We start from the raw sequence: 20,565 nt of genomic DNA, 5'->3' as shown, positions 1-20,565 counted from the left end.
CGCATGTGCTCTCGGCCGAGCGCCGTGAGGAGGTCATCCGCGCTGGTATCGCTCGTGTCGAGGACGAGCTCGGCGTGCGTGTGGACACGCCCACGAAAATCTTCGATGAGGTTGTGAACCTCTGCGAGTGGCCCACGGTTCTGGTTGGCCATTTCGACGAGGAGTTCCTCGCCGTGCCCTCCGAGATCATCTGCGAGTCTATGCTCTCCAACCAGCGTTATTTCCCCACCTACGATGCGGAGGGTAAGCTCACCCGCGCTTTTGTGGTCGTCTCGAATGCCGATCCGGCCGTGAGTGAAACGGTTGTCGACGGCAACGAGCGTGTGGTGCGCGCCCGTCTGTACGATGCAAAGTTCTTCTACGACGAGGACCTCAAAATCGATCTTGAGGAGTTCCGTGCTCGCCTGGCAAACGTTGGTTTCCAAAAGAAGCTCGGTACGGTCCTGCAAAAGTCCGACCGTATGGAGGACCTGGCGCTCGCCATCGCCAACGAGGCGCATTTGGGCGCGCATGCCGCCTCCGATGCCCAGCGTGCCGCTCATCTCGCTAAAGCCGACCTGGTCTCCTCGGCTGTTGTCGAGTTCACGAGCCAGCAGGGCGTGATGGGCGGGTACTACGCCACCGCCGCGGGTGAGGAGCCTGCTGTCGCCGCTGCGATTCGCGATCATTACCGTCCGCGTTTTGCCGGAGACGAGCTGCCCGAAGGTATCGCCGGATGCGTTGTCGCCGTGGCCGACAAGCTCGACACCATCGCGGGCATGTTCGCCATTGGCGAACCGCCCACCGGCTCCAAGGACCCCTTCGCGCTTCGTCGTTCCGCAATCGGCGTGCTGAACATCCTTCGTGATCGTTTGGGCTGCGGCTACGAGGCGATTGTCGAAGCTGCGCTCGATGGGTACTTGGAGCAGGGACTTGCATTCGACAAGGACGAGGTGGAAGCTTCCGTGTGCGCCTTCATTAAGGGTCGCATGGAGCAGATGGTCCGCGATGAGAAGGTCTCCGCCGATACCGTCGCCGCCGTTTCCGCTGGCAGCGTCACTGTGCCTGCGCAGTACTTCCAGCTCGCCCACGCCCTTGAGGACGCCCGTGCCAACGATCGCGAGGCGTTTGACAACCTCGCCACCGCCTATGCCCGCGCCGCCCATCTTGCCGATGCCGTGCTTGGCAGCGAGGTCGATTCCGCGCTGATGGGCGATGCTGAGAGAGTCTTGCTCGAGGCCACGGATGCCGCCCAGGCCAACGTCGATGTGGCACGGTCCGCCAAGGACTTCACTGCGGTAATCGCCGCTCTTGCGGCCCTGCGCGAGCCTATCGATGCGTTCTTCGACGAAGTTATGGTCATGGATGAGGATGAGGCCTTGCGTGCAAACCGCCTGCGCCTCCTCAACCGCTTTGAATCGGTCTTCGCCGGCATCGCCAACATCGGCGAGATGGCCCGCAAGTAGCGATTTGCTGGGTCTGATCCCGTCGCTCCGCCCTCGTACCTATCATTCCGTGCTCAAACAGCACTTGCGCGAACTGCGCGCGGAACGATAGGTGCGAGGGCGGAGCTCTGGCAATTCACTCTCAATCAATTGCGATTTGATGTGATGATTGAGGTGAAGCCTTTTCGATATCCCTCCCGGTCCGGGGCTTACCATCCCGCGCGCAGTTCCGCACGAGCCGAAGGGTCCTGTGGACCCTTCGTGCGAGCCAGGACTGTTCGAGCACGGGATGATTTGCCCCGGACCGGGAGGGGCGTAGTTCTTTTGGTGGACTTTTGTCCTGCCGTTGCAAGCCCGTTACAATAAAACGGGATGCGCCGGACCTCTCGAACCGACGTTGGTTATTTAGACCAGTACGATGGGTGCGCCCCATCGTTTTTGTATGAAGCTCAAACGAAAGGAAACAATTCGCTTATGGCAAACAACAAGAAGACCTCTTCTGCCGCGCTCAAGGTCATTCCCCTGGGCGGCCTTGACGGTATTGGCAAGAACATGACCGCCTTCGAGTGCGGTGAGGACATGGTTCTTATCGACGCGGGCCTCATGTTCCCCGACGATAATCAGCCCGGTATCGACCTGGTCCTGCCCGACTACACCTATGTACTCGAGAACGAGCACAAGCTGCGCGGCATTATCGTCACGCACGGCCACGAGGACCATACCGGTGCCCTGCCGTATCTTCTCCAGGACCTCAACACCAAGGTCCCCATCTTCTCGAGCAAGCTGACGCTCGGCTTCATCGAGGGAAAGCTCTCCGAGTTTCGCATCCGCGCGCCCAAGTTCCGTGAGGTCAAGGGCGGCAGCCATGTCAACCTCGGCTGTTTCTCGATCGAGTTCTTCTCAACGACGCACTCCATTCCCGGCGCGCTCGGCGTGTTTCTCAAGACGCCGGCGGGCACCGTGGTGCATACGGGAGACTTCAAGCTCGACCAGACGCCCATCGACGGTGTGACGCCCGACTATGGCGCCATCGCCCGCTTTGGTAAGCAGGGCGTCGATCTGTTGCTGTCCGACTCCACCAACGCCACGGTCCCTGGTTTCACCAAATCCGAGGCGGAGGTCGGTCCCTCGCTGCTGCATATCATCAAGAACGCCAAGGGACGTGTGTTCGTCGCGTCCTTCTCGAGCCATATCCATCGTCTGCAGCAGATTTGCAACGCCGCCAAGAAGTGCAACCGCAAGATCGTGGTCACGGGTCGCTCCATGCTCACGAACACGCGTGTCGCCCGTGAGCTCGGGTACCTAAACGTTGACGAGCACGACCTTGTCGATGCTTTCGACATCAATGGTCTGCCCGAGGATAAGATCGTGGTCATGTGCACCGGCTCCCAGGGCGAGCCGCTCTCGGCGCTTTCCCGCATGGCCAACGGCGAGCACAAGACGCTCTCCATCCATGAGGGCGATACGGTGATCATCTCCGCAACGCCTGTCCCCGGCAATGAGAAGGCCGTTCAACAGGTCGTCAACAGCCTGGCCAAGCTCGGTTGCGACGTGTACGACAAGAGCCGTGCGCTGGTGCACGTCTCGGGCCATGCGAGCCAGGAGGAGCTCAAGCTCATGCTGGCCCTCACCAAGCCCACCTTCTTCATGCCCGTGCACGGTGAGGCCGTGCACCTGCGCGCGCACGCCGCCCTCGGCCAGAAGATGGGCATTCCGTCCAAGAACATCTTCGTCGTCGATAACGGCGATACGCTCGAGATGCGCGATGGCCGCGTCAAGCGCGGGCGCGCCGTCGAGTCCGGCGTCGTGTACGTCGATGGACTCCGCATTGGCGACACCGATCCCATCGTGCTGCGCGACCGTCAGAAACTGGCAAGCGATGGCATGGTCACCGTCGTCGCCATGCTCGATATGAAGCGCAAGAAGATCGGCGATCTCGAGTTCTCTGGACGCGGTGTCTCGTTCCCCATCGATGACCAGTTCTCCGCCGACGCCTCCGCCGCCATCCAGCGCGCGATCGAGAAGGGTTCGTTCAACTTCTCCAGTTCGGGTACGGATGCCATCCGCAAGGCTGTCCGCGACGCGTTATCCAATTTCATCTGGAACAACAATCGCACGCGGCCGATGATCATTCCGGTCGTCATGGAGGTGTAGGTTGCCTCGCGCAAACGCAGCCACGAACAAAAAGGGAGGTGCCGCGGGCAAGCGCGCCGGTGCCAAGCAACCGTCGCGCAACCTTCGCGCGAATGGTTCGAAGGCGGCCGTGCAAGAGCCCGCCTTCGAGCCGTTGATGGATTCATCCGTCGGCCGCGATATCACGGGGATCGTGCTCGCGGTCGTCGCCGTCGTATCCTTCATCGCCGTCGTCTCGCCCTCTTCGGCACCCGTCTCGCACGCAATAGCCAGTTTTTACCACCTCGGTTTCGGCCTTGGTGCCTATGTGCTGCCGTTTGTACTCCTCATGTTCGCCGGCGGTCTATTCTTGCGTGAGAAGACCCCGCTGAATGTGCGCACGCTCGCCGGCGGCGGGCTTATGTTCGTCTGTGTGCTTTCCATGCTTTCGCTTATGGTTCCTGGAACCGATTACGCAACCGCCGGCATGTTCGAGACCGCCGCGCTTATTACGTCCGGTGGCTATCTAGGTGCATTCATCGCCAGCGCGCTTCAAGCCGCGCTCGGCAAGACGATCTCGATGGTGGTCCTGGTCGGCCTCGTCATCGTCGGCCTTGTGATAATTGGGTTCTCCGTGAGTTCCTTTTTCGAGATGGCCGCAGACCGTGCGCGGAGACTCGCCGAGCGCCGTCGTGTGGATGTGAATGACATGCCGTGGGGCGAGGACGCCGAGCACGCCCAGGCCCAGCGTCGCATGCCTTCCTCCCGCGGTGGTGCTGCAGCCGATCAACAAACGATTTTCGATGATCTCGATACTGCCGAGACCACGTTCTTGGGCGCGCGCGAGACGAGTGTGCTTCGCCCGCCCGTCGATGACGAGGTTGATGAAGACCCCTTCGTCGATGTGAGTGAGCAGGTCGCCGCAGAGCAGGCCAAAACGACGCTCATTCCCGTTCGTGACACGTTCATCGATGAGAAGCGGGACTGCGAACCGGACGCCGCAGCCGATGATGCCTCCGACGCCGTCGATCCCGAAATTCCGCCGTTCGATGCGGCGGATACTCCGAAGGGGCCGGCAATTCCCGAGTTCCTCAGGAACGCCAACGCTTCTGCTGACAGCCCAAAGCAGGCCGCCATGTCTTCCGTGCGTGACGCCTCGGACGATACCGCCACGGCAGAGGGAGAGTTGCAGCTGCCTCCGCTCAGCATGCTGCGCCATAATCCTCATTCCGCATCTTCCGCTTCGTCTGAGGGGGAACTTGAGCAGACTGCCAACTCCCTGCAGTCCACCCTCAACGAGTTCGGCCTTCATTCCCGCGTTGTCGGTTGGATATCGGGTCCTACTGTCACCACCTTCAAGGTGCAGCCCGGTGAGGGAGAACGCGTGAGCCGTATCTCCAATCTCGAGGACGATATCGCGCTGTCGCTCGCCGCCCAATCGGTCCGCATCTTCGCCCCGATTCCCGGCACCTCGCTCGTGGGCATCGAAATTCCCAACGCGAAACGGCAAAACGTCAACCTCGGCGACGTACTGCCTTACGTCCAGGGTGGTCCGCTCGAGCTCGCGATCGGTAGAGATGCCGAGGGCCAGCCCATCGTGGCCGACCTCGCCAAGATGCCCCATCTGCTCATCGCGGGTACCACGGGCTCTGGTAAGTCCGTGATGATCAACTCCATTATCATGGCCCTGCTCATGCGTAGCTTGCCCGAGGATGTGCGCCTGATCATGGTCGATCCTAAGCGCGTGGAGCTATCCGGTTACAATGGGTTGCCGCACCTGTATGTTCCCGTCGTGACGGAGCCCAAGCAGGCGGCGAGCGCCCTGCAGTGGGCGGTGTCCGAAATGGAGCGGCGCCTCAAGGTGTTTGAGCGCCTGGGGGTCCGCAAGATCTCGACGTTCAATGAGAAGCAAGCGGCGGGAGCATTCGAGCATTACGACAATCCGCCTGCCAAGATGCCTTATCTCGTCATCATCATCGACGAGCTATCCGATCTCATGATGGTGGCTGGCAAGGACGTCGAGGCTTCGATTGTCCGCATCGCCCAGCTCGGACGCGCGGCGGGTATCCACCTCATCGTCGCCACGCAGCGCCCCAGCTCCAACGTCGTGACGGGCCTCATCAAGGCGAACATCACGAATCGCATCGCGTTCAATGTCGCGACGGGAATCGACAGTCGCGTCATCATCGACCAGATGGGTGCCGAAAAGCTCACCGGTTACGGCGACATGTTGTTCTCCAAGGTTGATTGGGGCAAGCCCAAGCGTATCCAAGGCTGCTTCGTATCGGACGATGAGATCAACAGTGTCGTCGAATTCGTCAAGGAGCAGGGCGCGCCCGACTATCACGAGGAGATCCTCTCTGCAGTCGCCCCGGCGACGATGTCCGGCGGCGGGGGAGGATTTTATAACGAGGCCCCGAGCGAAGATGACCCCCTGCTATGGGATGCGGCACAGATCGTCGTCGAGACTCAGCTCGGCTCGACCTCCGGTCTGCAGCGTCGTCTCAAAGTAGGTTATGCCCGTGCTGGGCGCATCATGGATATGCTTGAAGAGAAGGGCATCGTCGGACCACCCGATGGGTCTAAGCCGCGCGAGGTCCTTTACGACGAGGAGGGGCTTGCGGCTCTTCGCGCCGTCGAGGAACCCTTGAGCGAAGATGAGATTTTTGGAGGGATGTAAATGAGCCGTCATTTCGGCGACATGCTTCTAGAGCGCCGTCGTCAGATGGGCGCCTCAATCCAGCAGGTCTCCAATATCGTAAAAATTCGTCCGCAGATCATAGAGTACTTCGAAACGGAGAATTTCGCCGCCATGCCCCCGCGCGGGTATGCCCAGGGGATGATCTCGAGCTATGCCCGTTATCTCGGCCTCAACCCGCGTGACGTCATCGAGGCGTATTTCGATGCGCTTCATGAGTATGAGCACGGTGGTGGGAGCGTGGGACGTTTCCAGGATGCCGCCGCAGATGCCAGCCCGCGTAGCTCGAACGCATCGGGCAGGTATATGATGGTCAACTCGACGACGACATCGCGTTTTGCACAGCGACCGCCGCAAGCGGGGTATGTGTCCGAGGCCAATTCATCGCATGAACCCCTGTCCTCTTCACGGTTGCGACCGGCCACCAGCCGCCGTCCCTCACCGGATAGGGGATATGACCCCTCGCTTCGTTCTCGCACGAATGGAAGGGAGGGTGCCTACGGGCCCGGAGTCCGTTCGTCCGATGAGATGGAACCGCGTGGCGGTCGCCGCCCGCGATATGCCGGCGACCCGCGCGATCCGCGCAGGGCGGCATATGGTCAGCAACGCAATCGTTCCGATTCGTATGGCGATCCCCGTCGAGGGAATGGGGCGCGTGGGGGCGGAAGGCCTCCGCGTTCCGGTGGCGCTCCGCACCGCGCCCCCCAGCCTTCATTCGATCCACGCATCCTCTTGGCTGCTGGTACCATCCTGCTGGTCTTGATCGTTCTTTGCGTGACTCTTCTCCTACGTGGGTGCACGCCCAAGGAAGATGCGAAGGCGGGTTCGAGTGCGCCGAGCACCTCCCAGGTCGATACGGGTCAAGACGACGGCACTGAGGACACGTCCTCTTCTGATTCCAAGGCGGGCGCCTCTCAGGACTCAGAAGGCGGCGACATGACAGATGGCAAAGATTCCGCGAGTAGCGAGCCCACGGAGACGGTCGTGAAGGTCGCGCTCAAGGAAAAGGGCACGGTTGCCTGGGTCGAAGTCAAGCTCGATGGTAAGATCGTCCTCGGCAAGCAGGTCGTTGGCCCCTTTGAGCAGGAGTTCACCGTATCCAGCCAGATCGACATCACCACGAATTCCCCGAGTGACGTTGCCGTTTACAAGAACGGGGAGAAAGTCCGCTACGATACCAAGGTGTCCGGTGTCGGGAAGGTGTCCATCACCGCTCCCCAAACGGATGAATCCGACGAGAAGGTCATCGACAGCGATGGAGACGGCACGCCAGACATGACCGCAGCGGAGGCTAAAGAGGCGGGCATCACCGTTTCCGATGGCAGTTCTTCCAGCGAGTCGCAGTAACCCCGCCCGCACGGGCGCATGAGATAAGGAGCCGCACCATGGCAAAAGATTCCAGCTTCGACGTCGTTTCCGAAGTCAATATGCAGGAGGTCGACAACGCCTTCCAGCAAACCTCACGCGAACTTGCACAGCGCTACGATCTGAAGGATTCAGGCGCCACGATCGAGCTTTCCAAGGCCGACAAGCTCTTTACGCTCAACGCACCTGCGGATTTCGTCGCTCGACAGATCATCGATGTGCTTTCGGGCAAGCTCATTAAGCGCGGCGTCGACGTCAAGGCGGTCAAGTGGGATGATCCCCAGGCGGCTTCCGGTGGCTCCGTCCGTCTCGTCGGCCATATCGTCGAGGGAATCGACCAGACGACTGCCAAGAAGATCAACAAAGACATCAAGGACCAGAAGCTCAAGGTCAAGGTCACCATTGAGGCCGATAAACTTCGCGTCTCGAGCGCCTCGAAGGATGCCCTCCAGCAGGTCATCGGCTTTTTGCGCAATCAGGACTATGGTCAGCCGCTTCAGTTCACCAACTATCGTTAGGATCATGTGATGGCTCACGCCTCTCTTCTTTACATCACGCTCGGCTGCGCCAAGAACGAAGTCGACACCGACCGTATGCGTTCGCTTTTAAACGGTGCGGGCTACGAGGAGGTGTTCGAGGCCGCAGACGCCGATGCGGTCATCATCAACACGTGCTCGTTCCTCGCTTCGGCCACGTCTGAGAGCATTGAGACCACGTTGGCGCTCGCCGAGGATGTCGCCGATGGCGTCCGCGACACGAGGATCGTCATGTGCGGCTGCGTTCCCTCTCGATACGGCGACGAGCTTCCCGAAGAGCTGCCGGAGGTTGCCGCGTTCGTCCGCACCGATGAGGAGGACGGAATCGTCGCTGTCATGGACGAAGTCCTTGGCATCGAGCGCGATTCGCTTCCGTTCATTCCTACGGTCAAGCGCACGGTGGAGAGCGCCGTCGCCTACGTCAAGATCTCCGATGGCTGCGATCGCTTCTGCAGCTTCTGCGCGATTCCCTATATCCGCGGTCGGTACAACTCTCGTACGGCTGAGAGCATTCTCGCCGAAGTTCGCGACCTCGTTGCGGGCGGTGTGCGCGAGATCGTACTGATTGGCCAGGATACGGGCATCTGGGGGAGCGATTTTACGGGAGAGGTCGAAGGGCCTGCCAACTTGGCCCAGCTCATGGTCGCCGTCGCAGAGGCTGTTCGTCCCCATCATGTTTGGGTGCGCGTGCTCTATCTCCAGCCCGAGGGGATGACGGATGAGCTCATTGCCGCCATTCGCGATACGCCCGAGATCTTGCCGTACATCGATATTCCCGTGCAGCACTGCAATGCGCGCATTCTGAAGGCGATGCACCGGAGCGGCTCGACAGAAGAGCTTTCCAAGTTGTTCGCAACGCTGCGCTCCCAGATTCCCGGCATGGTCATCCGCACCACAAGCTTGGTCGGCTTCCCTGGTGAGACCGACGAGGAGGCTGAGGAGATGCTCGCCTTCATGGACCGAGAGGGCTTTGATTACACGAGCGTTTTTCCGTATTCGCCCGAGGAAGGTACGCGCGCTGCGAAGATGGAAGGCCAGGTTCCCGAAGACATTAAGCTCGAGCGCACGCAGGCTGCCATGGACCTTGCCGAGTCTCTCGGCTTTGCCGCGACCGCTGCGCGTGTGGGCGAGGTCGCCGAGGTCATCGTCGATGGTATCGAGGAGACCGATGAAGGCCCCGAGCTCATCGGCCACGCGTGGTTCCAGGCCCCCGACTCCGATGGCGCGGTCCATCTCGAGGTGTCCGAGGCTGCCGTGGGCGATATTCTAAAGGTAAGGTTTACCGACAGTTTCTGCTATGAGCTCGTCGGAGAGGTCGTTGAGGAGTAGCGCATGGCCGTAAACGCCAAGGGCAAGGAGATCACGAGCATCTGGACGCCCGCCAATGTCATCACCTGCGTGCGCATCGTGTTCATACCGCTGTTCATGATCGCGAGCGAGGCTTCGTTCAGCGCCATGCAGGGGTCTAACGGTTCCGCTTCGACCGCTGCTGCCACCTGGGCATTTTTCGCGTTCGCTCTATACCTGATTTTGAGTGCCACCGACAAGGTCGACGGCGATTTGGCTCGCAAGCGCGGCGAGGTTACCGATTTCGGTAAGTTCCTCGATCCCATCGCGGACAAGCTCCTCGTGTTCTCCGCGCTTCTTATCTTGCTGGAGCACGGCTTCGTGAATGTGTGGTTCGTCTTCATCATCTTGCTGCGTGAATTCTTGGTCAGCGCCCTTCGTATGGTGGCGAGCGCCAACGGCGAGGTCATCGCAGCGGATAAGCTCGGTAAATGTAAGACCGCCGTTACCATGGTGTCACTGTGCGCCTTCCTGCTTGCCATCGCTCTGACGTTCTGGACCTCTCCGGCTGGTGTTTCGCAGGTCGCCCTCATAGTCCAGATTGTTGCCAGGGCTACAATGGTAGCTGCCGTGGTACTCACCGTCGTTTCGGGTGCCCAGTACTTCTGGAACGCCCGCCACGTGATTTTCCGCGTGTAGGACTGCTGTCTAAGATTTGATGTGATTCGCCCTGTGCCCTCTTGTGGGCGCGGGGCGAATCACATGAGCGGTCCTTTGTCATCGAAAGGAAGGGTCATGGATAGACTCACGCTGGATCGAGAAATCGTCGACCGTGCTCAAGAATTGGTTGAGAAGGCGACCGCGCGGGGTGTGACGGTCGCGACGGCCGAGTCGTGCACGGCGGGCATGGTCGCCTCGAGCATCGCGGGGATACCCGGTGCCAGCACCGTGCTTCGCGGTGGCGCGGTCACGTATTGCGATGAGGTCAAGCATCGCGTGTTGGGCGTTCCCTGCGAGGTGCTCAAGGAGTTCACGGCCGTGAGCGAACCGTGCGCCCGCGCGATGGCGGAAGGTGCCCGGTCCCTTTTCGATGCGGATATTGCTGTCAGCCTTACGGGGTATGCCGGCCCCGGTGGGGGAACCGAGGACGACCCCGCCGGTACCGTATATATCGGAGTATGCGATCGCGGGGCGACACGCTGTGTGCGCTGTTCGTTCGAGGGCGACCGCAATGAGGTACGCGCACGTGCCGCGCTGTTTGCGCTGGATGAGTTGATCAACTGCTGCTCGTATATGTGAATTACGAGGTCTTTTGACTGCCCATAGCCTCGAGTTGACGTCTGGTCGCGCTGCCCTACCTGCCGTTGTGAGAAGTCACGCCATTTCGTGTCAGGCCGCAGTCGGAACATGCCCTGCGATCTGTCGGATGCACCGCATATGATTTCCTCAGACGGTATTGACCACGAACATCCGTTCGTGTACTATCGAACCATGCAACATCAAGGAGGATCAATGGCCAAGAATTCAGGGCCGGCGCGCGTGATCCACGAGCGCACCACAGGCAAAGAGCGTGAGAAGATGATCGAGGTCACTAAGGCCGAGATCGTCAAGAAATTTGGAGACGGTTCCATCATGCGGTATGGGGACGGAGGCCCCGAACTCGAGGTCGAGGCGATTCCAACGGGTGCTCTTGCGCTCGATGCCGCTTTGGGCATTGGAGGCGTTCCGCGCGGACGCATCGTTGAGATTTACGGTCCCGAGTCTTCCGGTAAAACCACGCTATCACTTGAGATTCTCGCCGAAGCGCAGGCGATGGGCGGCGTTGCCGCGTTCATCGACGCCGAGCACGCTCTCGATCCCACGTACGCCGCGCGCATCGGCGTCGATATCGACGAGGTTCTGATATCTCAGCCCGATACGGGCGAGCAGGCACTTGAAATCTGCGACATGCTCGTTCGCTCGGGTGCGATCGACGTCGTGGTTATCGACTCCGTCGCCGCGCTCGTGCCGCGTGCCGAGATCGAGGGCGAGATCGGTGAGACCACGGTTGGCTTGCAAGCGCGTCTGATGAGCCAGGCTCTGCGTAAGCTCGCAGGCTCCCTTGCGAAGTCGAACACGACGTGCATCTTCATCAATCAGTTGCGCGAGAAAATCGGCGTCATGTTTGGTAATCCTGAGACGACGACGGGTGGTCGCGCGCTCAAGTTCTTCTCGAGTGTTCGCATCGATATCCGTCGTATCGAGAGTATCAAGGTCAAAGATGAGATCGTGGGCAACCGTGTGCGTGCCAAGGTCGTGAAGAACAAGGTCGCCGCGCCGTTCCGCACCGCCGAGTTCGACATCATGTATGGAACCGGCATCTCCAAAGAGGGCTCCGTTTTGGATATGGCGGTCCAATATGAGATCGTCAGCAAGTCAGGTGCCTGGTATACCTATGATGGCGATCGTCTGGGTCAAGGCCGCGAAGCCGCAAAAGATAAGCTCCGCAAGAACCCTGAGCTCATGAATGAGCTCGATCATAAGGTTCGCGTTATGTGCGGTCTCGAGTTTGAGGATGAGCCCGTGGGTACGATTGTCGAGCAGGACGGGGATGTCCAAGTCGCCCCTGAGACTTTGTAGCGCCCCCATATGTCATTGCTTATGACCGATATCGAGGTGCGCCTTCCCGATCGAAAGCGCGCCTCGAGTTCGTTTTCACCAAGAAAGCCCATGGCGGAAGTGCATTGCCATATGGAGAATGGGAGCACGCGTGAGATTGTCGTCCCCGTTCGCGTGGGTCGGATTCTCATGGGTGATCCCATTGCGCTTCCCCTTGAGGAAGACCAAGCCTTCGATGCCATCCACGATCTTGAGCGGCGCGTCTGCTTTACGCTCATGACCGAAATGCTCTCGCGTCGTGATTACGCCTCGGGCGAGCTGCACGACAAGCTGAAACTCTACGGGTATCGGGATGAGGAGATCAACGCATGCATCGAGCGGGCCTCTCGGCTCAGGTTCATCAATGACGCCCGCTTCGCTACTTATTTCATTGAGGAGCGAAAGCGGCGCGGGTGGGGGAGGTCCAAGATAGAACGAGAGCTTTCGCTCCGTGGTGTTTCGCGCGATGATATCCCTGGCTACCCCGACGACTTCTTTTCCGAAGAGGACGATGTCGAGCGCGCCCTCGGGCTTTTGGAACGCAAAACCATACCCGAAGCGCGTGCCTTCGAAAAGCTCGTTCGGCACCTCATGGGTAAGGGCTTCTCCTACTCCGTCGCCGCCTGCGCCGCTCGTCTGCGAATGGATGCCGAAGACTGAGCACGCTTTTGACAATTCCCCTGCTTCAACGTAGGATAGATACGTCATTTGTTTGCTATGCGCTCATCCTCGGTGATGAGATTGACGATATCTTCTATCGGAACGATTTCATATCCCCTTTGGTGGACCATATCCTGCAAATGTCCCGCGTCGTGCTTTTGCCGGCGTTGGTTTTCGCACTTGAATCACTTTAAGGAGTCGTCATGCCCGTTGAGTCCATACTCGTCGGCGCCGTCTGCCTTATTCTTGGTGTCGTTGTGGCCGTCATGGTCATGCGCAACTCCAAGAACGGCAGCGTTCGCGAGGCAGAGTCAAAGATCCAGAGCGCGCACAGCGAGGCCGAGCAGGTCGTCGCCGATGCCAAGCGCACCGCCGAGACCCTCAAGAAAGAGGCCCTGCTCGAAGCCAAGGAGGAGATCCTCCAGAGCAAGCAGGCCGCCGAGGCAGAGGACGCCCAGCGCAAAAAGGAGATTCGCGTTCTGGAAAACCGCGTAATGCAGCGTGAGGAGTCCCTTGATCGGCGCAACGACGCCCTCGACAAGCGCGAGCATCAGCTTTCCAGCCAGCAGGGCCAAATCGACAAGCGCTCCCGTGAGCTTGAGGAACTCTTCGCTCGCCAGACAAGTGAGCTTGAGCGTATCTCGGAGCTCACGCGCGATGACGCGCATGCCGAGCTGCTCGACAAGGTCCGCGGCGAGGTCACGCATGAGGCCGCTACGATCATTCGCGAGTCCGAGCAGAAGGTCAAGGCCGAGTGCCATAAGACCGCTCAGGAAATCATTTCTCTCGCCATCCAGCGTTGCGCTTCCGACCACACCGCAGAGGTGACGGTCACGTCTGTGCACATTCCCTCTGATGACCTCAAGGGCCGCATCATTGGCCGCGAGGGCCGCAATATCCGTACGTTCGAGCAGGTGTCCGGCGTCAATCTCGTCATTGACGATACGCCTGAAACCGTCGTACTCTCCAGCTTCGATCCCGTTCGTCGTGAGACGGCACGCGTGGCACTGGAGAATCTCATCGCCGATGGCCGCATTCATCCGGCCCGTATCGAGGAGATGTACCAGAAAGCCGCAGACCTCGTTCAGCAGCGTGTGCGCGAGGCAGGCGAGCAGGCTGCCTTCGACATGGGCATTCACGACCTGCATCCCGAGATCGTCAAGACGCTCGGTGCCCTTCGCTACCGCACGTCCTTTGGACAAAACGTGCTGCGCCATTCGCTCGAGGTCGCCGATCTGTGCGCCATCATGGCCGCAGAACTCGGCGTCGATGTCCTGACCGCTAAGCGTGCCGGCCTGTTGCACGACCTGGGCAAAGCCATCGACCACGAGGTTGAGGGCCCGCACGCGGTTATCGGCGCCGAGCTCGCGCGCCGTTACGGCGAGAAGCCCGCGATCGTCCACGCCATCGAGGCACATCATGGCGATACCGATCCCAATACGGTCCTCGACGTCCTCGTTCAGGCAGGTGACGCCATTTCGGCGTCTCGCCCTGGGGCACGCCGTGAATCCGCTGAGAACTACATCAAGCGTCTTGAGAAGCTGGAGGAGATCGCCAACTCTCATGACGGCGTCGAGCGCACTTACGCCATGCAGGCGGGCCGCGAGGTCCACGTCATGGTCCAGCCCGACAAGGTCTCCGACGCCGAATCGACTGTCTTGGCTCACGACATCGCCCAGCAGATCGAAGAGGAGATGGAGTATCCCGGCCAGGTTCGCGTTGTCGTGATCCGCGAGAGCCGCGCCATCGATATCGCCAAGTAGGCTGAACCTTATGGCAGACGGTAACGACCTCATCTCATTTATCGCCTCCATGTCGGGAGAGGGCAATCTTCGTGTTGAGGAGAATCTCGGTGATGGCTTCGTGCGCCTGCGGGTTTCCGAAGCGGAGCGTCGCCAGGCGAAGCACGATATCCAGCATGTTGAGGACATCGTCGTCGAGATGCTTCGCAATGCCCGTGATGCAGGTGCCAAGTCGATTTACGTCGCTACTATGAAGGAGGAGGGTGCTCGCACCCTCCTTTTCCTCGACGATGGTTCCGGTGTCCCCACTGAGATGCGGGAACGAATCTTCGACGCTCGCGTCACGTCAAAGCTCGAGTCCATGAAAATGGACCGATGGGGCGTTCATGGTCGCGGTATGGCCCTCTTCTCCATTCGCCAGAACACCCGGTCTTCCCGCGTGGTTGCTTCCGGAGTGAACCTCGGATCCTCCTTCTGCATTGTCGCCGATACCAACACGCTTCCCGAGCGCGCCGATCAGTCGACATGGCCCCAGACCGCAAAAGACGAGCAAGGTGTCCTTGCATGTGTGCGTGGCCCCCACAACATCGCCCGCGCGGTTTGCGAGTTCGCCTGTGAAGAGTTACACGACTGCGATGTCTATCTTGGCTCTCCGACTGAGATCGCCGCGACGCTGTACGCCCACGCACTTTCGCGCGTGGATACTACGCGACTTCTCTTCATCGATTCCGAGGATCGTCTCCCGGTCGTTGACCGGTTGGCCTGTGCCGCCGACGCGTCAGATTTCATACGTATCGCAGCATCTGTTGGCATCGAGATCTCCGAGCGAACTGCTCATCGCATTCTCGGCGGCTCGATCCCCTCTCTTCGTAGCGTCGCTTCGCGCCTATTACGTGAGAAGACGGACTCCGCTCACACTCCGGCACCGGTCGATCTTGCTCGCGACAGGCGAGGCCTTAAAATCGCCCAGGATGACCTTGCCTCATTCTCGCGCAGCATGGAGAGGGAGTTCTCGGAACTCGCGTCTCGCTATTACCTCACGCTCGTACACGATCCCAAGATCCGGGTTACGCGCGATCGCATTACCGTCACCTTCGATATCGGCAAGGATGAGACCTGACGGTCCACCTGCTTGCCCTTCGTCCTGCCCTGCGGTATCTTTGCAATCAATCTGACTAAATGCACTTTATACGCTGGAGAAACGCACATGGAATTCCTCAAGGTCTCGAGTAAGTCGTCACCCGCCTCGGTTGCGGGTGCCATTGCGGGCATGGTTAAAGATGGCGTTCCCGTCAATATGCAATGCGTCGGAGCGGGCGCCGTCAACCAGGCTATCAAGGCCATGGCAATCGCGCGGGGCTTTTTGATACCTACGGGTTTTGACATCTCCTGTGCCCCCGTTTTCTCCGACATCCTCATCAACGGTGAATCCCGCACGGCCATCAGGCTCTCCGTGTATGTGCATCACATCTCGATCTCCAACGCCGACGCGTTCGATTTCTCCGACGATTGTAAGCAGGTTTGCTCATGACTGACCTCTCCATCCTCTCCGGTAAGACGTATTTCATCCGCACCTTCGGCTGTCAGATGAACCTCCATGACTCCGAGCGCGTGGGCGGGTTGCTCGACTCGCTCGGCTGCCTTCAGGCGAGCGGACCCGAGGATGCCGATATCGTCATTTTCATGACGTGTTGCGTGCGCGAGGCGGCGGATACGCGTCTGTACGGCCAGTGCTCCTCTTGCAAGAGCCTTCCTAAGTCGCTGAGCGGGCATCGTGTGGTCGCGGTGGGCGGCTGCATCGCCCAGCGTGATGGCGAGGGTCTTCTCACCAATCTCGATAACGTCGACGTCATCTTCGGAACCCATTCAATCGCTCATGTGGGCGAACTTCTCGCTGACGCTTTTATTGACGGTTCCCGCCATGTCCGCGTTGAGGAAATCGACACGGGCTCTGCCACCGATATGCCCTGGCATCGCGAGACTGCCTATCATGCGTGGGTTCCCATCATGACGGGATGTAATAATTTTTGCAGTTATTGCATTGTTCCCTACGTACGCGGTCGCGAGAAGAGCCGTCCGATGGACGAAGTCGTCGATGAAGTCACCGGTTTGGTGCGTCAAGGGGTGCGATCGGTGACCCTGCTTGGCCAAAACGTCAACTCCTATGGGCGTGACCAAGGTTCCGCACCGCGCTTTGCCGAACTTCTCCGTCGTGTGGGTGACACGGGCATTGAGCGTATCTATTTCACCTCATCGCATCCCAAGGATTTGCTGCCCGAGACCATCGATGCGATGGCGGAGGTTCCCGCCGTCATGCCGCAGCTGCACCTTGCCGTGCAGTCCGGTTCCTCGCGCATACTCAAGCTCATGAATAGGAAGTACACGCGTGAGCAATATCTCGACCTCGTGCATCGCGTGCGCGATCGCATTCCCCATATCGCGCTTACAACCGATATCATCGTCGGATTCCCCGGTGAGACTGATGAAGATTTCGAGCAAACGGTAACGCTCGTGGATGAGGCCCGGTTTGCGCAAGCCTTCACCTTCATCTACTCCAAACGCGAGGGTACCCCCGCCGCGAAGATCGTAGATCCCACGCCGAGGTCCGTTATCCAGAAGCGTTTCGACCGTCTGGTCAAGCATGTCGAGCGTACCGCGTTCGAGTATAACCAGCATGCACTCGACACCACGGTTCCCATGTTGATAGAGGGAACTTCGAAGAAGAACGATCGCGTTTTGCAGGGCAAGAGTCCCTGGAACCAAACGGTTCACTGCCCCGTTCCAGATGGCGTCGATCCGCGTGAACTCGTCGGTAAGGTGCTCGACGTTCACATCGATGTGGCACGCACCTGGTATCTTTCCGGGTTGTCCACGAGCGAGCCACGATGAGCCCCATCATTGCCATCACCGGGCCCACGGCGGTGGGGAAGAGCGCCGTTGCCGACCGCGTTGCTCGTGCCCTGCACACCGAGGTCCTTTCTGCCGATGCCATGCAGGTGTATCGCAACATGGATATCGGTACGGCCAAGACGCCCGTATCGGAGCGATTGGTTCCCCTCCGCCTCATCGACCTCGTTGGCGCGAGTGAATCATATTCCGCTGCGCTGTATCAACGCGACGCTCGCGCAGAGATAGCACGGCTTCAGGAGGACGGACGCACTCCGGTTTTTTGCGGAGGCACCGGGCTGTATTTGAGGGCGGCTCTCGACGTCATGGAGTTTCCCAAAGGAAAGATCGACGATGACCGCCGCGCCTCCTACCTTGCCCTTCATGAGGAGCTGGGAGACGAGGGCCTCCACGCTCTTTTGTTTCGCCGTGACCCAAAGAGCGCCGCGGTGATTCATCCGCACAACGTCAAGCGCGTGATTCGCGCACTTGAAATGGCGGACGAGGGAGTTTCCTATGCTGAGAAGGCATCTGGCTTTTCGCACCCCCGTGAAGCATTTCCCCACGTCACATATGCACTCTCCATGGATCGCGAGCGCTTATACGAACGCATCGATCGCCGCGTCGATCTTATGATGGAACAAGGCCTTCTTGCTGAGGTTGAGCGGCTTTTGGAGGAGGGGGCGCGCGAATCCCTTACGTCGCGTCAAGCGATCGGTTATAAGGAAATCATCGATTACATCGATGGCGCGTGCACTCTGGATGAGGCAATTGATCTTATCAAACGTCGTTCACGCAGGTACGCCAAGCGTCAACTCGCTTGGTGTCGCCGTGATGTGCGCATGCGTTGGATCGACATGGACGAGCGGGGACTTGCGGGTGCCGTTGAATTCATTCTCTCGGAGGCAATGCACGGATGAGCCGTTTTGATCCTGTCTCCACGGCTCCTGTTCCTGAGCGTGCGATCCTCATGGGAGTCGATTGGCGTGATAACGCCTGGCCCATCGATAGGTCGCTCGACGAACTGGAGCGTCTTGCGGATACCGCGGGCGCCACGGTCGTCGCGCGCTTGACCCAAAAGCTCGATCGGCCGATTCCCAAATCGTATATCGGATCTGGGAAAGTGGAGGAGCTTCGCGGATTCGTCAACCGCCTCGATGCCGATGTCGTCATCTTCGACGATGACTTGAGTCCATCTCAGCAATCATATCTGGAACGTGCCCTTGGTGAACCCGTCAAGATCATCGACCGCACGGCCTTGATCCTCGACATCTTCGGCCTCCATGCCAGAACGCGTGAGGGACGCTTGCAAGTGCAACTTGCCCAGCTCCAGTATCTGCTCCCACGTCTTCGCGGCATGTGGAGCCATCTTGCCAAGGAGCAGACCCGTGGCGGCATCGGTAGCCGCTTTGGTCAGGGCGAGACCCAGCTCGAGGTCGATCGTCGCATGATTCGCAATCGCATCTCCGCGCTTCGCCATGAGCTCAAGGAGCTTGAAAAACGCCGAGCGGTTCAATCAAAGTGGCGAGCGAACTCTCCTGCTTTCCGGGTGGCTCTTGCCGGATACACGAATGCCGGAAAGTCGACCGTGCTGAATCGTCTGACGGGCTCTGATGTGCTTGCCCAGGATAAGCTGTTCGCGACGCTCGATCCAACGACGCGTTCATATGAACTTCCCGGTGGGCGCGCCATTACGATCACCGACACCGTGGGATTTATCCAAAAACTCCCACATGGACTCGTTGAGGCTTTCAAATCGACTTTATCGGAGGTTCGCGACTCCGATCTCATCCTTAAAGTCGTTGACATCTCAGATGATGACCGCCACCGGCAAATCGATGCGGTCGAGCATGTTCTTAGAGAGGTTGGAGCGGGAGCATGTTCCGCGGTAACGGTGTTCAACAAGATCGATCTGCTCGATTCCGATCATATCGAAGCGTTGAAGAGGCGTTTCCCCGATGCGGTGTTCTTCTCCGCGCTCACGGGCGAAGGTTTGCAGGACCTGCAAACGAGAATCGCACGTGAGGCCGCTGCATCTGATGCTCTCGTCTCATGTGAGATTCCATATCGCGAGGGCGCCTTAATTGCCGCGATCCGCAAGCAGGGGCAGGTGCTTTCGGAGGCTTTTTTCGATGATCATGTCAGCATGGTCTGCCGTGTTCCCGCACGTATCGCGGCGCGTCTACAGCCATTTCGAACGGAATAGCATCGTGCTATCGTTTGACGGTCGATCTCACTGAAACACAGTCTCCAACACCATCAGCAGCAGCACTTGGTGCGTTGCATAGATGATCAACGAATGCCTTCCCATCCATGCCAATATCGGGATATGTTCACGGTGTATCCAATTTGGGTACGTACGGCCTTTTTGTTGCCAAGACCATGCCAACGTCGCACTCGCCGTGTAGAGCAGGCTAAACGGTATGAGGGGATAAATATGATGACGGCACCGCGAAGCTCGTCGAAGCACGCGTTCACCAACGCTTGCACTACGATTATTCTCATGATGCGACGGCTCGTTCTGCATCATGGCGCATGCGATGTCTAGAATCGACGCATGAGCGCGACGACTTTACCCAAGATGGTGGGGTTGTCGGCGTAGATGGGTTCCATGGAATCGTTTTCCGGCTGTAGACGCACGCGCCCACGTTCCTTGTAGAACGTCTTGACGGTCGCTTCCCCGTCGATCATGGCGACGACTATTTCCCCGTTCATGGCGCTTTTTTGCTCACGCACCACGATGTAGTCCCCGTTGTAGATGCCAACGTTGATCATAGAATCACCGTGGACCTCAAGGATGAAGGAGCACGAATCGGTCGCGATCTCCGTGGGAAGGGTGAAGGTGTCCTCGACGTTTTGCTCGGCCAGAATGGGCAGCCCAGCGGCGACGCGACCCACGAGCGGCAGTGAAACCGTACCGCGCGTGGTGACTTCCTTGACCTCATCGAGCTTGACCGACGACCCGTCCGAGTTGAACACCTCGAGGGCGCGCGGCTTTGTCGCGTCGCGCTTGATGAGCCCGAGATCTTCAAGCGCGCTCAAATGGGCATGAACGGTGGAAGGGGAGGAGAGGCCGACGGCGGCGGCCATCTCTCGAACGCTCGGGGGATAGCCCTTCTCCTTTTGATATGAACGGATGAAGTCGTAGATCTGCTGCTGACGCTTCGTGATCTTGCGGGCCATAACCGCTCCTCTCAATACAAACATCTGTTCGCATT

General features: G+C 59.3%; 18 protein-coding genes. 16 read left to right on the top strand and 2 right to left on the bottom strand.

The features are described 5' to 3' along the window. The 16 genes from glyS to hflX form a co-directional block, all read left to right on the top strand. A partial coding sequence (gene glyS, locus ACT8II_RS03185; protein WP_443812986.1) for a glycine--tRNA ligase subunit beta occupies nucleotides 1-1,445 on the top strand: 1,445 nt, incomplete at its 5' end. A gap of 453 nt (nucleotides 1,446-1,898) precedes the next feature. Then, complete coding sequence (locus tag ACT8II_RS03180; RefSeq protein ID WP_294122094.1) at nucleotides 1,899-3,578, top strand: ribonuclease J; 1,680 nt, start codon at nucleotides 1,899-1,901, stop codon at nucleotides 3,576-3,578. A gap of 136 nt (nucleotides 3,579-3,714) precedes the next feature. Continuing rightward, nucleotides 3,715-6,216 carry a DNA translocase FtsK 4TM domain-containing protein gene (locus ACT8II_RS03175; protein ID WP_443812985.1) on the top strand — a complete coding sequence of 834 codons (2,502 nt, stop codon included), beginning with the start codon at nucleotides 3,715-3,717 and terminating at the stop codon, nucleotides 6,214-6,216. Beyond that, a complete protein-coding gene (locus ACT8II_RS03170) occupies nucleotides 6,217-7,581 on the top strand; it encodes a helix-turn-helix domain-containing protein (protein ID WP_304292067.1) in 1,365 nt (454 codons plus the stop codon). Between the two features lie 38 nt (nucleotides 7,582-7,619). Then, a complete protein-coding gene (locus tag ACT8II_RS03165) occupies nucleotides 7,620-8,117 on the top strand; it encodes a YajQ family cyclic di-GMP-binding protein (protein WP_304292065.1) in 498 nt (165 codons plus the stop codon). 9 nt (nucleotides 8,118-8,126) lie between these two features. Beyond that, nucleotides 8,127-9,464, top strand: coding sequence for a 30S ribosomal protein S12 methylthiotransferase RimO (rimO, locus tag ACT8II_RS03160; protein WP_294122106.1), 1,338 nt, complete (start codon nucleotides 8,127-8,129; stop codon nucleotides 9,462-9,464). 3 nt (nucleotides 9,465-9,467) lie between these two features. After that, nucleotides 9,468-10,121 (top strand): CDP-diacylglycerol--glycerol-3-phosphate 3-phosphatidyltransferase, encoded by a 654-nt coding sequence (gene pgsA, locus ACT8II_RS03155; protein ID WP_294122108.1) that lies wholly within the window; start codon nucleotides 9,468-9,470, stop codon nucleotides 10,119-10,121. 96 nt (nucleotides 10,122-10,217) lie between these two features. Beyond that, nucleotides 10,218-10,721 carry a CinA family protein gene (locus ACT8II_RS03150; protein ID WP_294122110.1) on the top strand — a complete coding sequence of 168 codons (504 nt, stop codon included), beginning with the start codon at nucleotides 10,218-10,220 and terminating at the stop codon, nucleotides 10,719-10,721. 213 nt (nucleotides 10,722-10,934) lie between these two features. Then, complete coding sequence (gene recA, locus ACT8II_RS03145; RefSeq protein ID WP_302741770.1) at nucleotides 10,935-12,041, top strand: recombinase RecA; 1,107 nt, start codon at nucleotides 10,935-10,937, stop codon at nucleotides 12,039-12,041. 90 nt (nucleotides 12,042-12,131) lie between these two features. Further along, the gene (locus ACT8II_RS03140) at nucleotides 12,132-12,719 is read left to right on the top strand and encodes a regulatory protein RecX (protein WP_443812984.1); all 588 of its coding nucleotides are present in this window, start codon (nucleotides 12,132-12,134) and stop codon (nucleotides 12,717-12,719) included. Nucleotides 12,720-12,922: 203 nt separating this feature from the next. After that, nucleotides 12,923-14,482: a ribonuclease Y gene (gene rny, locus ACT8II_RS03135; RefSeq protein WP_294122116.1), complete on the top strand. Its 1,560-nt coding sequence runs from the start codon at nucleotides 12,923-12,925 to the stop codon at nucleotides 14,480-14,482. A 10-nt stretch (nucleotides 14,483-14,492) separates the two neighbouring features. Then, nucleotides 14,493-15,581, top strand: coding sequence for an ATP-binding protein (locus ACT8II_RS03130; RefSeq protein WP_118653879.1), 1,089 nt, complete (start codon nucleotides 14,493-14,495; stop codon nucleotides 15,579-15,581). A gap of 87 nt (nucleotides 15,582-15,668) precedes the next feature. Then, entirely contained in the window at nucleotides 15,669-15,992 is a 324-nt protein-coding gene (locus ACT8II_RS03125; RefSeq protein WP_118653878.1) for a stage V sporulation protein S, read from the top strand. Continuing rightward, complete coding sequence (miaB, locus tag ACT8II_RS03120) at nucleotides 15,989-17,350, top strand: tRNA (N6-isopentenyl adenosine(37)-C2)-methylthiotransferase MiaB (protein ID WP_443812983.1); 1,362 nt, start codon at nucleotides 15,989-15,991, stop codon at nucleotides 17,348-17,350. The genes ACT8II_RS03125 and miaB overlap by 4 nt, the downstream gene beginning before the upstream one ends. Beyond that, nucleotides 17,347-18,267 carry a tRNA (adenosine(37)-N6)-dimethylallyltransferase MiaA gene (gene miaA / locus ACT8II_RS03115; protein WP_118653876.1) on the top strand — a complete coding sequence of 307 codons (921 nt, stop codon included), beginning with the start codon at nucleotides 17,347-17,349 and terminating at the stop codon, nucleotides 18,265-18,267. The genes miaB and miaA overlap by 4 nt, the downstream gene beginning before the upstream one ends. Continuing rightward, on the top strand, nucleotides 18,264-19,553 hold the full coding sequence (gene hflX, locus ACT8II_RS03110; RefSeq protein WP_118653875.1) for a GTPase HflX: 1,290 nt from the start codon (nucleotides 18,264-18,266) through the stop codon (nucleotides 19,551-19,553). Before miaA ends, hflX begins: the two co-directional genes overlap by 4 nt. A gap of 27 nt (nucleotides 19,554-19,580) precedes the next feature. Here the strand turns inward: hflX and ACT8II_RS03105 are convergent, their stop codons facing one another. Together ACT8II_RS03105 and lexA are read right to left on the bottom strand one after the other, a co-directional pair. Further along, entirely contained in the window at nucleotides 19,581-19,874 is a 294-nt protein-coding gene (locus ACT8II_RS03105; RefSeq protein ID WP_366465287.1) for a heparan-alpha-glucosaminide N-acetyltransferase domain-containing protein, read from the bottom strand. Between the two features lie 17 nt (nucleotides 19,875-19,891). Then, a complete protein-coding gene (lexA, locus tag ACT8II_RS03100; RefSeq protein ID WP_118653873.1) occupies nucleotides 19,892-20,530 on the bottom strand; it encodes a transcriptional repressor LexA in 639 nt (212 codons plus the stop codon). Nucleotides 20,531-20,565: the final 35 nt, after the last annotated feature.

Source organism: Collinsella sp. (genome assembly GCF_052346665.1).
In the GTDB taxonomy this organism is placed as follows: Bacteria; Actinomycetota; Coriobacteriia; order Coriobacteriales; family Coriobacteriaceae; genus Collinsella.
This window is presented reverse-complemented; position numbering and strand designations above follow the sequence as displayed.

What these genes read in the sequence shown, in the direction of transcription:
- recA (WP_302741770.1), top strand. Translation starts at nt 10,935, where the DNA reads ATGGCCAAGAATTCAGGGCCGGCGCGCGTGATCCACGAGCGCACCACA.
- ACT8II_RS03125 (WP_118653878.1), top strand. Translation starts at nt 15,669, where the DNA reads ATGGAATTCCTCAAGGTCTCGAGTAAGTCGTCACCCGCCTCGGTTGCG.
- hflX (WP_118653875.1), top strand. Translation starts at nt 18,264, where the DNA reads ATGAGCCGTTTTGATCCTGTCTCCACGGCTCCTGTTCCTGAGCGTGCG.
- ACT8II_RS03175 (WP_443812985.1), top strand. Translation starts at nt 3,715, where the DNA reads ATGGATTCATCCGTCGGCCGCGATATCACGGGGATCGTGCTCGCGGTC.
- ACT8II_RS03170 (WP_304292067.1), top strand. Translation starts at nt 6,217, where the DNA reads ATGAGCCGTCATTTCGGCGACATGCTTCTAGAGCGCCGTCGTCAGATG.
- ACT8II_RS03165 (WP_304292065.1), top strand. Translation starts at nt 7,620, where the DNA reads ATGGCAAAAGATTCCAGCTTCGACGTCGTTTCCGAAGTCAATATGCAG.
- ACT8II_RS03180 (WP_294122094.1), top strand. Translation starts at nt 1,899, where the DNA reads ATGGCAAACAACAAGAAGACCTCTTCTGCCGCGCTCAAGGTCATTCCC.
- lexA (WP_118653873.1), bottom strand. Translation starts at nt 20,530, where the DNA reads ATGGCCCGCAAGATCACGAAGCGTCAGCAGCAGATCTACGACTTCATC.
- miaB (WP_443812983.1), top strand. Translation starts at nt 15,989, where the DNA reads ATGACTGACCTCTCCATCCTCTCCGGTAAGACGTATTTCATCCGCACC.
- rimO (WP_294122106.1), top strand. Translation starts at nt 8,127, where the DNA reads ATGGCTCACGCCTCTCTTCTTTACATCACGCTCGGCTGCGCCAAGAAC.
- ACT8II_RS03130 (WP_118653879.1), top strand. Translation starts at nt 14,493, where the DNA reads ATGGCAGACGGTAACGACCTCATCTCATTTATCGCCTCCATGTCGGGA.
- pgsA (WP_294122108.1), top strand. Translation starts at nt 9,468, where the DNA reads ATGGCCGTAAACGCCAAGGGCAAGGAGATCACGAGCATCTGGACGCCC.
- ACT8II_RS03105 (WP_366465287.1), bottom strand. Translation starts at nt 19,874, where the DNA reads ATGCAGAACGAGCCGTCGCATCATGAGAATAATCGTAGTGCAAGCGTT.
- rny (WP_294122116.1), top strand. Translation starts at nt 12,923, where the DNA reads ATGCCCGTTGAGTCCATACTCGTCGGCGCCGTCTGCCTTATTCTTGGT.
- miaA (WP_118653876.1), top strand. Translation starts at nt 17,347, where the DNA reads ATGAGCCCCATCATTGCCATCACCGGGCCCACGGCGGTGGGGAAGAGC.
- ACT8II_RS03150 (WP_294122110.1), top strand. Translation starts at nt 10,218, where the DNA reads ATGGATAGACTCACGCTGGATCGAGAAATCGTCGACCGTGCTCAAGAA.
- ACT8II_RS03140 (WP_443812984.1), top strand. Translation starts at nt 12,132, where the DNA reads ATGGCGGAAGTGCATTGCCATATGGAGAATGGGAGCACGCGTGAGATT.